10 protein-coding genes are annotated in these 12,712 nt (G+C 57.9%); 2 read left to right on the top strand and 8 right to left on the bottom strand.

The window, feature by feature from the left end; all coding sequences use genetic code 11:
- The 6 genes from IEX44_RS17085 to IEX44_RS17060 all read right to left on the bottom strand — a co-directional run bounded on the left by IEX44_RS17085 (position 1) and on the right by IEX44_RS17060 (position 6,070).
- Positions 1-843, bottom strand: coding sequence for an ABC transporter ATP-binding protein (locus tag IEX44_RS17085; protein ID WP_188696805.1), 843 nt, complete (start codon positions 841-843; stop codon positions 1-3).
- Positions 840-1,673 carry an ABC transporter permease gene (locus IEX44_RS17080; RefSeq protein ID WP_188696802.1) on the bottom strand — a complete coding sequence of 278 codons (834 nt, stop codon included), beginning with the start codon at positions 1,671-1,673 and terminating at the stop codon, positions 840-842. The genes IEX44_RS17085 and IEX44_RS17080 overlap by 4 nt, the downstream gene beginning before the upstream one ends.
- Positions 1,674-1,683: 10 nt before the next feature.
- Entirely contained in the window at positions 1,684-3,090 is a 1,407-nt protein-coding gene (locus IEX44_RS17075; RefSeq protein WP_188696799.1) for an ABC transporter substrate-binding protein, read from the bottom strand.
- A 224-nt stretch (positions 3,091-3,314) separates the two neighbouring features.
- Positions 3,315-3,563 carry a 4Fe-4S dicluster domain-containing protein gene (locus IEX44_RS17070; RefSeq protein ID WP_184099330.1) on the bottom strand — a complete coding sequence of 83 codons (249 nt, stop codon included), beginning with the start codon at positions 3,561-3,563 and terminating at the stop codon, positions 3,315-3,317.
- A complete protein-coding gene (locus IEX44_RS17065) occupies positions 3,560-5,302 on the bottom strand; it encodes a fumarate reductase/succinate dehydrogenase flavoprotein subunit (protein ID WP_188696796.1) in 1,743 nt (580 codons plus the stop codon). The genes IEX44_RS17070 and IEX44_RS17065 overlap by 4 nt, the downstream gene beginning before the upstream one ends.
- A gap of 24 nt (positions 5,303-5,326) precedes the next feature.
- Positions 5,327-6,070, bottom strand: coding sequence for a GntR family transcriptional regulator (locus IEX44_RS17060; protein ID WP_188696792.1), 744 nt, complete (start codon positions 6,068-6,070; stop codon positions 5,327-5,329).
- A gap of 333 nt (positions 6,071-6,403) precedes the next feature.
- Here IEX44_RS17060 and IEX44_RS17055 point away from each other — a divergent pair, with 333 nt between their 5' ends.
- The gene (locus tag IEX44_RS17055; RefSeq protein WP_188696790.1) at positions 6,404-7,369 is read left to right on the top strand and encodes an autotransporter domain-containing protein; all 966 of its coding nucleotides are present in this window, start codon (positions 6,404-6,406) and stop codon (positions 7,367-7,369) included.
- 69 nt (positions 7,370-7,438) lie between these two features.
- On the opposite strand, the gene IEX44_RS17050 is transcribed toward IEX44_RS17055, so the two are convergent.
- The gene (locus IEX44_RS17050; protein WP_229679251.1) at positions 7,439-9,400 is read right to left on the bottom strand and encodes an alkyl/aryl-sulfatase; all 1,962 of its coding nucleotides are present in this window, start codon (positions 9,398-9,400) and stop codon (positions 7,439-7,441) included.
- Between the two features lie 446 nt (positions 9,401-9,846).
- Here IEX44_RS17050 and IEX44_RS17045 point away from each other — a divergent pair, with 446 nt between their 5' ends.
- A complete protein-coding gene (locus tag IEX44_RS17045) occupies positions 9,847-11,772 on the top strand; it encodes an AI-2E family transporter (RefSeq protein ID WP_188696784.1) in 1,926 nt (641 codons plus the stop codon).
- Positions 11,773-11,774: 2 nt separating this feature from the next.
- Here IEX44_RS17045 and IEX44_RS17040 read toward each other — a convergent pair whose 3' ends face one another.
- Positions 11,775-12,641, bottom strand: a complete 867-nt coding sequence (locus IEX44_RS17040; RefSeq protein WP_188696782.1) for a L,D-transpeptidase — start codon at positions 12,639-12,641, stop codon at positions 11,775-11,777.
- Between the last annotated feature and the right edge of the window lie 71 nt (positions 12,642-12,712).

The raw sequence follows: 12,712 nt of genomic DNA, 5'->3' as shown, positions 1-12,712 counted from the left end.
TCAAATGGCAAACTGGAGTTGATGTGCGGGCGGCGCGCCTAAAGGCGTCAGCCGCGGCAGGCTGGTGGCCGGTTCGTCATGGCGCAACAGTGAAAGACAATGCTGCTTCAAACTGGCAAAGCGCGCAGAGCCCGTGGTGTCAAAGCGCGGACGCGGTAAATCTACCGGCAGATCTTCAATAATGCGGCCGGGGCGCGGGCTCATGATCAGTACGCGATCGGCCAGCAACAGCGCTTCATCAATGTCATGCGTCACAAACAGGACCGTGGTGTGAATGCGCGTCCGGATCTCCAGCAAGAGTTCCTGCATCTTGAGCCGCGTAAGTGCATCCAGCGCGCCAAAGGGTTCATCCATCAGCAGGACACGCGGGTGGTTGATCAATACCCGGGCAATTTCTACCCGTTGCTGCATGCCGCCAGACAACTGGCCGGGGTAGTGCCGGGCAAAGCCGGCCAGGCCCACCAGATCGAGGAACTCTTGCGCCTGGCGCTGACGCGTCGCGGCATCGGTGCCCTTCATCTTCAAGCCAAACGCCACGTTCTGGCCCACGGTTTTCCAGGGAAACAGCGTATGGTGCTGAAACACCAGCCCCCTTTCCGGATCTGGCCCGGCTACCTCTTCACCATCCAGCAAGACCTGGCCGGCAGCCGGATTCAGATGACCGGCCAGCGCACCCAGCAAGGTTGACTTGCCGCAACCGGAGGGCCCCAGCAGGCAAACAAATTGACCGGGTTCGATGTCCAGACTGACATTTTGAACCGCCTCAAATGCGGCCGGGCCACGCCCCAGGTGAATGGACAATTGCCGCAGGCGAATAGCGGCAGGATGATCACGTGTTGTCATACACGCCCCTTTTGCCAAGGCATCAGCCACTGGCCGATGACACGAATCAGCACACTGCTACCCATGCCCAGTACGCCAATCAACAGCATGCCCACCACAATGCTGGCGTAGTTCTGCAAGGTATAAGACTCCCACGTGTAATAGCCGATCCCAAACTGGCCGGAGATCATCTCCGCCGTGACAAGGCAAAACCAGCACGTACCCATGCCAATCGACAGGCCGGTCACAATGGCAGGTGCGGCAGCGGGCAAGATCACCTCCGGGAAAACCCGCCAGCGCCCTGCTCCCAGACTCCGGGCAGAGGCCGTCAAACGTGGGTCCACGCCCTCTACGCCGTGAATGGTATTGAGCAAAATCGGGAATACCGCGCCAACAAAGGTGATGAAAATCATGCTGGCTTCAGACGAGGGAAAAACAAGAATAGAGAGCGGAATCCACGCCACGGCCGGGATCGGCCGCAATACTTCCAGCGGGGTGAGCAGTACGCGCCGCGCCCATTCAAAACGGCCAATCAACAACCCGGCGGCCACGCCCAGCACGCTGGCAATGGCAAAGCCGGCGCCCACCCGCAGCAGACTGGCGCGCAGGTGCAGCCACAGTTTGGGTGATTCAAGCAGCTCATGCGCGGCATCCAGTACCTCTAGCGGTGCGGGCACGTTGGCAAAGGTGACAAAACCCGCATGCCAGTGGCGCGTACTGGCCAGATGCCAGAGCAACACGCACGCCAGCAAAGAACCCGCTTGCGCTGCATAACGCCCCGCCGCGGGCCAGCGCAATGCCCAGGATGGTTTGGGTGGGTTGGACAGGGCAAGGCCCGTGGCGGTGGTCATGCGCGCTTCCTCAGTTGCTGGCCAGTTTGGCGCTCTGGCGGGCAGCGGCATAATCCACCACGGCGCCGTTGTTGGCTTTGGCCCAGGCCGTAGCCGCGTCTTTCGCCAGGAACGCCGCCAGTTGACCCTTGGTATCCCGTACAAACCAGGCCTGGCTGGCAAAAAGCTTGATGCCGCTGTTGTAATCCTGGGTGTAGATCACGCGGATCTTCTTGTTTTCACCCTCAAGCTTGCGTGCGTCGGCAAAGGCGTTTTCCGGCGAGGCATAGCTGCGCACATGCGCTTCCCCTGCCACCCATACCTGCGCCACACGCTTGATATTGGTGATGGGTTTGCCCGTGAGCGCATCGTTGGCCTTGAGCGGCAAACGGTCATAGTCCTTCAGGGCCGCGTCGTAATCCTTGCCAGAGAGCTTGAAGGCTTCGCGCAGATAACGGTCATCGACAAAGGTGTTGACGTCCAGGTTGGCGTCCGTCTTTTTCAGGTAGTGCAGCGTATCAATCGACGTCTTGAGTGCCTGGCGATATTCCGGCTTCCAGGTAAAGTCGCGCGTTTGCAGCCCCAATGGGCCATGGAACAAGTACGCCACCTCAGCCTCCACACCGGTGGTTTTCTCGATCAGCTCGCTGTATTTTTCCGGGTCAGCCGCAAACAGGCGATCGGCCTCCAGGGCCGCCCGCAAATAGGCCACCACCACTTCCGGATACTTGCGGGCGTATTCGGCACTCACCAACGCACCATGGAAGGTCGGCGCATTGGCCTGTGAGCCGTCATAAATCTTGCGGGCAAAGCCGCGATACGGGAACAACTCGGCAAACGGGACGAAATCCGCATGCGCATCAATCTTGTTGGTTTGCAGCGCGGGTGCAGCCACTTCCGGCGCTTGCGTCAGGATGGTGACGTCTTTGTCCGGGTCAATACCCCGCGCCTTGAGCGCCCGCAGCAACATGCCGTGAGAGGTCGAAGCAAACGGAACAGAAATTGTCTTGCCCTTGAGTTCGTCAATCGACTGAATGGGCGAATCCTTGGGTACGACAATGCCGTTACCGCTACCTTGTGTGCTACCGGACAACACGCTGATAAACAGGCTTTTCTTGCCCGCTTTATCAAACGCTGCACCATTGAGCGAACCGGGGAAATCGGCCATCGCGCCGATATCCAGCCGGTCGGCGACCATTTCATTGGTCAACGGCGCGCCAGAGGTGAAGTTTTTCCACTGGATGTCATACGTTACGTCTTTGTACTTACCGTCATGCGGCAGATATTTATCCAGCAGTTTGAGTTCACGGATCATCAGGCCACCGGTGGCGCAGTTGATTGTGGTGTCTTGCGTGCCAATGGCGACGCGGATGGTTTCGGCGTTCGCCATGCCCAGTGTGAGCGCCATCAAAAACGGGAGTGCTTTGAACAAATGCATGGTGTTGCTCCGGAGTAGTAGTTTTCTGCTTATCTGGTAAATCGTGTTCTGGTCTGTCTTTGTGGGTCCGGGCGTGTTTGCAGGAACGCGCTGGGGGACTGCCATTACGCGCCGAACTCACCCTGCAAATCGCCGGTGCTTTTGACTTTCGCCCTCTTTGGGGGCGCCGTCAGGCGCGATCTTTGGCGCTTGCTGGCAAAGGCCACCCGCTGCGGCCAACTGCCTCATCGCAATAAATACGGGATATCCACCTGCACTGCCCCGGTCGGGCAATCCTTCTCGCACGGCATGCAGTACCAGCACTCATCAAAAGCCATGTAAGCCTTGCCTTTGGTCAGGTCGATGGCCAGGACGTCCAGCGGGCAAACGTCTACGCAGACGGTGCAGCCTTTGTCTGCAATGCATTTGTCCTCATCAATACGGACCGGAACGGTGGTGCGCTGCTGGGCAAGCGCGAATACGGGCAGGCTCATGCGGGAATCCTCTCTGCGGTCTGGCTGGCCGGAATGCGCAACTGGTGATAGGCGGCCTTGTCGGCCTCGTTCATGGTGATGACGGCCGGTTCCAGCGCGCGCTTGAAGCAGGCCATGTCACCGTGTTCGTTTTTGTGCGTTTGCACGTGCACCAGCCACTCGGCATCGTTGCGCTCAGGAAAGTCCACACGGGCGTGGTACAGGCCCCAGCGGCTTTCGGTGCGGAACAATGAAGCACGCGCAGCCATTTCTGCGCAGTCCCGGATGGCGTAGACCTCCATGGCGCGCATCAACTCATGCGGGTTACGGGCAGAAAGTTGCTCCAGGTCGTCGCGGATGGCCTCAAAGCGCTCCAGACCGATCTCCATCTTGCGGGTGACCTTGGGCGGTTGCAGGTAGTCGTTCACCATGCGGCGCAGTTTGTACTCCACTTGTGCCGGCGGCAGGCCGGCCTCCCGCAGGAGCGGCGCAAGTACGCGATTGCGCTCGGTTTCGATCTGGCCAGCGTCAACCCTGGCGTGCTCATGCGCCAATGCGTGGCGCGCGGCAGATTCGCCAGCAAACTTGCCATACACAAACGCGCCCAGCATGTAGTTATGCGGCACGCATGCCAGATCACCTGCGGCGAAAAGCCCGGCCACGGTGGTCGCTGCGTGTTCATCCACCCACACGCCAGAGGCCGAATGCCCACTGCACAGGCCGATCTCCGAGATATGCATTTCCACCATGCGCTCGCGGTAATCCGTGCCACGTCCGGCATGAAAACGCCCACGACTGGGACGCTCGTTGGTATGCAGAATGGTCTCGATGGTGCTGATGGTTTCTTCGGCAAGATGATCCAGCTTGAGGAAAACGGGGCCGTTGCCACCGGCCAGTTCTCGCTGGAACTCCAGCATCATCTGCCCGCTCCAGTAATCACACTCGATGAACCGCTCACCCTTGCTGTTGGTGGTGTAGCCCCCAAATGGGCCAGTCACGTAGGCGCAGGCCGGGCCGTTGTAATCTTTGATCAACGGGTTGATCTGAAAACACTCAATACCCGATAGCTCAGCCCCGGCATGAAACGCCATGCTGTAGCCATCGCCGGCATTGGTGGGGTTTTCGTAGGTCCCAAACAGATAACCGGATGCCGGCAAACCCAGTCGGCCTGCTGCGCCCGTGGCCAGCACGACCGATTTGGCACGTATGATATGAAATTCTCCGGTGCGGCAATCAAAGGCAAAGGTGCCCGCTATGCGTCCGTCTGCGCCAGTCATCAGGCGCGTGGCAACCAGCCGGTTGGTGATCTCCACCCGCGTTTTCTTGAGTTGCCGGTACAAGACTTTCTTGATGTCATGCCCTTCAGGCATGGGCAAGACGTAACTGCCCATGTGGTGGACTTTTTTCACGGCAAAGTCACCGGTTTCGTCTTTCTCAAACTTCACGCCCCAGCGGTCCAGTTCTTCAATCATGGCAAAGCTGTTTTGCGCATAGGCCATGACGGTTTTCTGGTTGACGATGCCATCGTTGGCTGCGGTGATTTCACGCACATACTGCTCAGGCGTGGCGTGGCCAGGGATTACCGCATTGTTCAGGCCATCCATACCCATGCTGATCGCGCCACTGCGTTTGACGTTGGCTTTTTCCAGCAAAAGCACACGTAAATCGGGGTTGGCCTGTTTGGCTTTCACGGCGGCCATCGGCCCGGCTGTGCCGCCGCCAATGACCAGGACGTCTACAAAGTGTTCAATGGTGTTCATGAAAACGCTCGGTTGATGCGCGCTTCAGGCGCGGTTCAGACGCAGCCGGTACTGGAAGTTGTCCGGCCGGCAATAGAGATATTCAAAATCGATGGGGGTGCCATCACGGGTGTGGGTCAGGCGCTCGATACGCAGTACGGCAGCGTGTTCGGCCACCCCCAGTTCTGTGGCCAGCCAGGCCTCTGCCAGTTGGGCATCGATTGTCAGATCGGCGTGACCCAACGCCAGGTCGTAATCGTTTTCCAGGATGACAAAGATGTCGCGACTGGCAAGGTCTTCCCGCGCCAGGCGTACGCCGATGCGTGCCGCCACCCAGGTCACATCCAGTGATACGGGTTCGCGGTTCAGATACCGCACGCGGGCAATCCGGGTGACCGGTTCGCCTTCTGCCAACGCCAGACGCTGGGCGACTTCGGTACTGGCTGCCAGCGTGTCCAGGCTCAACAAGCGGTTGTGGGTTTGATGTCCCTGGCCGTGCATGGCCTCTGCAAAGCCTTGCAGGCTGCCCAGTTCCTGAAACGGCTTGGGCTGTGAGACAAACGCGCCCTTGCCTGCAACGCGAAAAATCAGCGCTTCTTTTTCCAGATCACCCAACGCCTGGCGCACGGTAATGCGGCTGACGCCGTATTGGCGCATGAGTTGGCTTTCTGACGGGACACGGTCATGCGGCTGATAACGTCCGGTGACAATGTGCTCACGCAATTCATCCCTGATCTGGCTGTAGAGCGAGAGATGCGGGCGGGTAAAAGTTTGTGGATTCAGCGACATGACGTAGCAACCTGTTATGACAGGTCATGTCATAGCAAGCGCTGTGCCACGCACCCAAGAAACCATAAAAACACAATGAATTCATAAGCCTGCAAAAAAACCGGTTTTATATTTGCGTTGACGCGCAGACCTCACCCGGCAAACAGATTGCTCGAAATCAAACACCATCCAGCACAATGTGCGCGATTTCACACACCTCCCCGACGCCCTTGACCACGCTTGCCCGCGTTGCCACGCACCCCGGTTTGCACAGCGCTGACGACTCTTCTATAGATAGAGGTGCCTGCTCGCCGAGCACCGGCAACAACACCGCCACCAGGGGGCACTTCCTTCATGCCTACGCAGCTTCGCCGCGCAGCCTGGCCGTCCTCAGTTGTACTTGTTGCAATCGCCACAGCGTTGTTGAGCACCCCGGTGCGCGCCGCGCCGCCATTCCGGGTGATTGGTACGAGCGTGGAGCGCAATGCCAATGCCGTTGTAGCGCTGATTGGTTATTCAGTCGTACCCGATGTCACAACCAGTTCGCTCTCCATCAGCAATGGCAGTACCGGCAATCCTGGCTTGTGGTCTACCCAGCTTGGCGGCGGCGCAACGATCAGTGATACGACGCCGCTCTATCTGGAAGGTGTGGCCGCCTACACGCGTTACGATCCGACGTTTGTGGCAACTGACGGAAGTGATGACCGCTTTCTGCCGCTGCGCTGGAATACCGTCAACGTCAGCGGCGGTATCGGTTGGGATTTCCCTGTGTCCGAATACATCAAGATCCGCCCGATTTTCAATATTGCGCTAGGCAAGGTGGTCAGCGATTTGTACGCCGGCCAGTGGATCGTCAATCACCGGACTGACCGTGATATCCAGTTTCTGGATGGCGGCACGCTCAACGCCTACGGCCTGGGCGGCTCGCTGATGATGGTGTACGAAGACTTCAAGCCGGAGCGCGAGCAAGAAGTGGAATTGCGGTATTCCAATATCGTTTTGCAGAGTTTTGACTCAGATACTGCGGTCCAGGGCCGCGCCGTCGCGCAGAGCCTTGGCGTCTGGGCGCGTTACCGGGCACCGACGGGCTTTACCGCGCTTGACCGGCCGATCCGTTATGTCCTGGAATTTGCCCACACGGAATATCTGGGGCAGTTACGCGGCGCGCTGGGCTTTGATTACCTGACGTCGCTCGGCGCGGGTTTCGAGCTGGATTCCAGCAAATACGACATCATCGTGACCCGTACCCGATTGGTGGCGCGCTATGTATTCGGCAACAATGTATCTGGCGTGTCTGTCGGGCTGGCAGTGAGTTTCTGATGCATTGAAAAAGGCGGTCAGCAGGGCTGACCGCCTTTTCGTCACCGCAGGTTCACCGGCGCCAACCCATTACGGCGCAGCAATCGGGAACCAGAAATCAAACTTGTCGAAGTAAGTTACCAGTTCGTTGAACTTGGCCTTGCTGCCGTCAAATTTCACTTCGCCGGTTTCAGACAGATTGCCCAGCTTCAACTGACCCAGGGCGATCTTGTCCAGCGTGGTGCGGTTCAAGGTGATGGTGGCATCAGCCTTGTCATACTGCTTGTCCTTGCTGTAGCCCAGCACGCCATTCTCTGCATACAAAGTGAACTTCTCTTTGGTATCCGGGAAGATCAGGTTGAAGTGGTAGGTATGATCGCCCAGCTTCGGCCCGTTGAAATGTACGCCCAGGAAGTCGAGGAACATTTCTGTGGTCATGCCACGGATGATGTCCGGTGAACTGGTGTTGGGTGTGGCGGCTTTCTGGATGCCGTTACGCAATTCCTGCGCACCAGACAGATAGAAGTCCCGGGCGGGGCCAGACTCGGCCTGATAACCCATTTGTTCCAGTGCATCGGCTTCCAGGTTTTTGGCGGCCTGGTTGTCAGGCTGGGCAAACACGATCTTGTTGGTCACGGTGGCCGACCAGCGATAATCACCCTTGTCAAAGGCCGCCTTGGCGGTGGCCATCATCTTGTCCACGCCGATCATCTCGACATACTTCTTGCCTTCTTCCACCGGCGGCAACGGGTTCAGATTGGCCGGATTGCCATCCCACCAGCCTTGATAGAACTGGTATGTCGAACGCACATTGTGCTTCAGATCGCCATAGTAACCACGGTTGTAGAACTCTTTGGCCAGGCTATCCGGTAGTACAAACTGGTCAGCAATTTCATGCATGGTCAGGCCTTCATTGGCCATACGCAGCACTTGATCGTTGATGTACTTGTACAGATCACGCTGGTCTTCCAGATGTTTGACCACGCGATCATTGCCCCACTGTGGCCAGTGGTGGCTGCTCATGGATACGACGGCATCCTTGCCCCACAGATCCAGCGTGGTATCCAGCGTCTTGCCCCACTTGGAGGCATCACGCACCTTGGCGCCACGCATGGTCAACAGGTTGTGCAGGGTGTGGGTGGCGTCTTCGGCCAGATCAATCAGCTTGAACTGCGGGAAGTAGAACAGCATTTCTGCCGGCGCTTCCGTGCTTGGCGCCATCTGGAAGACCACGTCAATGCCATCAATGGTCATCTTTTCGCCGGTCTTCTGGATCAACTTGCTCGGCTCGAACAGGGTAATGGTCCCAGCCGCAGTGGTCAGGCCCAGACCTGCGCCTACCGCGCCTTGCGGGTTCTTCGGCAGCAGGTTGCCGTACATGTACGAGGCGCGACGGCTCATGACATTACCGGCAAACACGTTTTCGCTCACGGCTTCTTCCATGAAGCCCTCCGGTGCCACCACCGGAATCTTGCCCGAGCGGACGTCCTCTTCCTTCACCACGCCGCGGATGCCGGCGAAGTGATCCACGTGACTGTGGGTGAAGATCACCCCGGTTACCGGCAGTTTTTCTACCTTGGCGTTGATGAGATCCAGCGCAGCCTTGGCGGTTTCGACCGAGGTCAGCGGATCAATAATCACCCAGCCGGTTTTGCCGCGAATAAAACTGATGTTGGCCAGATCAATGTTGCGGACCTGATAAACACCGTCGACCACCTTGAACAAGCCGCGCACCGAGAGCAATTGCTCTTGCCGCCACAAGCTAGGGTTCACCGTGTCTGGCGCCGGGCCCTGTTGCTTGAGGAAGTCGAACTGCGCCAAATCGATCACCGTATTGCCCTTATCGCCCTTGATCACTGGAGAAGGCAAATCAGCAATAAAACCGCGTTTGACATCGTCAAAGTCTTGCTTGTTATCAAACGGCAGGTAGTCCAGCAACTTCTGATTCTCAGCTTTGGTAAAGCTGGTCGCCGGCTTGGGGCCTTCGGCAAGGGCGGTGCCCAAAGCCAGCGGCATGCTTGATGCCAGCAATGTTCTCGTAAGCGGTCTCATTTGGAGCTCCATGAAAATCGAACCTGTTGATCCAGGATTTAGACCCTGCTATGTGGAGTGGACATATCCATTTGCGTGAACCTCAAAGCGGGGCCGGTTCAGACATGGCGTTTCGTTTTTGTTACACCTAACACACACCTCCCTGACATACATACCGGACAAACACCCAAAAAATACAAACGGTATATTTTCAATTTCTGAAATTAATCACGACACCGTGACGGGGTTTCACCCCTTTTCAAACGCTGAATCCCGCCACACGCCAGACGTAGCGGGTTGACCGTCAACCGGGGCAGCGCGTGCATGAGATCAGCCCGTAAACTGCAAAAAGATTCACTCCGCATTTGCCGCCGTCATGACGAAGCGATAAATTCACGGGCACGCGTATTGATTTGCGCCATACCCGCAATATCTGCAGCACAGAACTCCACCCGGATTACCGCCCAATGAATGCTGTCCGTAATGTGTTCAAGAACGATTCGCCCCCAACCAACAAACTCGCCCAGATTCTGGGTTCCGCCACAGTCCTGGGCCTGCTGTACTTTGGCCGCGATGTGCTGATTCCGATTACGCTGGCGATCATCCTTAGCTTGTTGATCGCGCCATTGATTCGCCGGTTACGTCGCTTTGGTCTGGGTCAGGTGGGTTCCATTGTCGTGGCGGTGTCGGGTTTATCGGTCGCGCTCACTTTCGTCGGACTGGTGATTGGTCTGCAGGTGATTCACATGGCAGCCAGCCTGCCGCAGTACGAAGACACCATCCGCAGCAAAGTTGTTACGCTGGATGAAATGACGCTGGGCAAGCTCAATCTGGTCACCGGGCAGGCCAATCGGGTGATCTCCCAGATGTTCGCCAAAAATGATGAGTCCACGCCGGATGCAGATGCCAACGCGCTGGTCTCGCCAGACGTCCGGACTAAACCCCTCCCCGTCACCATTCAAGAAAGCGCACCCAGCCCATTTACCCTGCTGACGCGAATTGCCGGTTCAGTCTGGGGCCCGCTGGAAACCGCAGGCATTGTGTTTGTGGTGCTGATTTTTGTGCTGCTTGAACACGAAGCATTGCGTGACCGGCTGATTCGGCTCATCGGTTCGGACGATCTGCGTGCCACGACCATTGCAGTCAACGATGCAGGTACGCGTTTATCGCGGTTTTTTGTGTCGCAGTTTGCGGTCAACCTGGCCGTGGGAACGCTGATCTGGCTGGGTTTAAGCCTGATTGGCCTGTCACAGGCATTGCTCTGGGGTGTGATGGCCGCGGTCTTGCGCTTTGTGCCTTATGTGGGCGTGTGGATTGCCGCGTTCTGCGCCACTTTGCTGGCGGCGGCGATCACCCCGGGCTGGGAAATGGCCGTGTTGACGCTGGGCTTGTTTCTGCTGATCGAGGTGCTGGTAGCACAATTGGTCGAGCCCCAGTTGTATGGCCACACAACCGGCTTGTCGCCGCTTTCTGTGGTGATTGCTGCTATTTTCTGGAGCTGGATCTGGGGCCCGGTCGGACTGGTGCTGTCGACGCCGCTGACCCTGTGTCTGGTGGTGGCCGGTCGCTACATCAAAGCACTCAATTTCCTGGAAATCCTGCTGGGTGAGGTGCCTGCGCTGACCATGCCAGAGAACTTCTACCAGCGCGCACTCTCTGGCGATGCAGAAGAAATCATTGCCAGTGCCCGTGCCTTTCTCAAACGCAAACCGCTGGCGGTGTATTGCGATACCGTGTTGCTCCCTGCGCTGCATATGCTGGCCATTGATTACGCGGGCAAGAGTATTTCTCATGTGGAACAAAAGCGCGTGGGGACAGTGATTGGGACGGTGATCGAAACCTTGAGCGGTTCGGGCAAAACCACCAAAGGGCCGCGCCGGCAACGCCAGTCCGTGCTGGAAGAAACCAATCTGGGCCGTCAGTTGCGTGCGCGCCGCGAACAACAAACCGGTCGCTGGCAAGGCCCGGTCAATGCGCCGTTGGGTTCAGTCGTGCTGGCCATCGGCCTGGGGTCCGCTGGCGATGAACTGGCCGCAGAAATCCTCGTGCGTATTTTGCGCACGCAGCACATTGATGGCCGTCATTTATCGCTGGAAGATTTGCAGGGACCCATTCCGGATGAGGTCAATCCGGATATCGTCGCCATGGTGTTTCTGATCAGCGTGATCCCGGAAAAAGAACGGGAAATGTTCGATGATCTCATCAGCAAATTCCGCGAACGTCTACCTCATGCACAGATCATGGCTGCCGTGATGTCGAGCCCCTTTGATTTGCGAGACAGCCCGCCGGCGATCGTCGAAACTGCAGATCAGACGTTCTACGCTTATGAGGAAATGGCGCAGGCGTGCATTGATGTCCCCAAAGCACCCGCCCTGGTATCCGCTGCAAAATAAGTTCAGGCCGCCAGCCAGTAGCGCCACAGAACGGCCTCTGGCAGCGTGCGGATCTCCTCAAACCCTGCCGGTGCACTTTGGTCGGCAGGCAATAGCAGACGCACTTCCCGCCAGCCGCGCGCCAGAGCCGCGCGCTCTGCTTGCGGCCACAATGCAAACCACGCAGGCTGCCCTTCCTGGGGTTGCTGCCAGATATGCAGACCTGAGCCCGCTTGCAGATGCGCCAACGCCAGCAATTGACCATCGCCCTGCCACAACGCCCACGCCAGATGATCATCAGAAGCGACCGGCGATGCAGGCAAAGCCAATTGCGGGGCGGCAAGGCGCGCTTGCAATGCGGCCATCGCGCTGACCGGCACCTCAGCCGTGTAGTGGCGCAGCCGGGCCGAGGCGTCTTCCAGGATCAGCACGTCAATGCCTGGGCGAATGCGCTCAAACAGATCAATCACATCTGCATTGCGCATGCGGACACAGCCATGCGAACCTGGCACACCCATGGGTTGGTCATCCGGCGTGCCATGGATGTAGATATACCGGCGCAGGGTGTCGACCTGCCCCAGCCGGTTAAATCCGGGCTGACGACCAGACAGCCAGATAATCCGGCTTAGTATCCAGTCTCGTTCCGGATGTTGCGCGCCCAGTTCTGCGGTATGGATTTCACCCGTCGCACGTCGCCCGCGCAGCACACTGCCTGATGGTAAATCATGGCCGATCATGGCGCGCGCCGTATGCAGCCCGCGCGGGGTTTTCATGCTGCCCTGCTGTTCGCCAATGCCGGCCGCCGCAGTAGAGACCATGTACTGCCGAATCAACTGATTCTGGTCATGCAAACAAAGGGTTTGTGCAGCAAGGTCGATCTCGATGTGCATGGGATATAACCAGAAACAGAGGTGCAGAAATGAAAACGGAGGCCAAAGCCTCCGTTTCAGGTCACGCAAAT

Origin of the sequence: Silvimonas amylolytica, from assembly GCF_014645555.1 — a bacterium.
In the GTDB taxonomy this organism is placed as follows: Bacteria; Pseudomonadota; Gammaproteobacteria; order Burkholderiales; family Chitinibacteraceae; genus Silvimonas; species Silvimonas amylolytica.
This window is presented reverse-complemented; position numbering and strand designations above follow the sequence as displayed.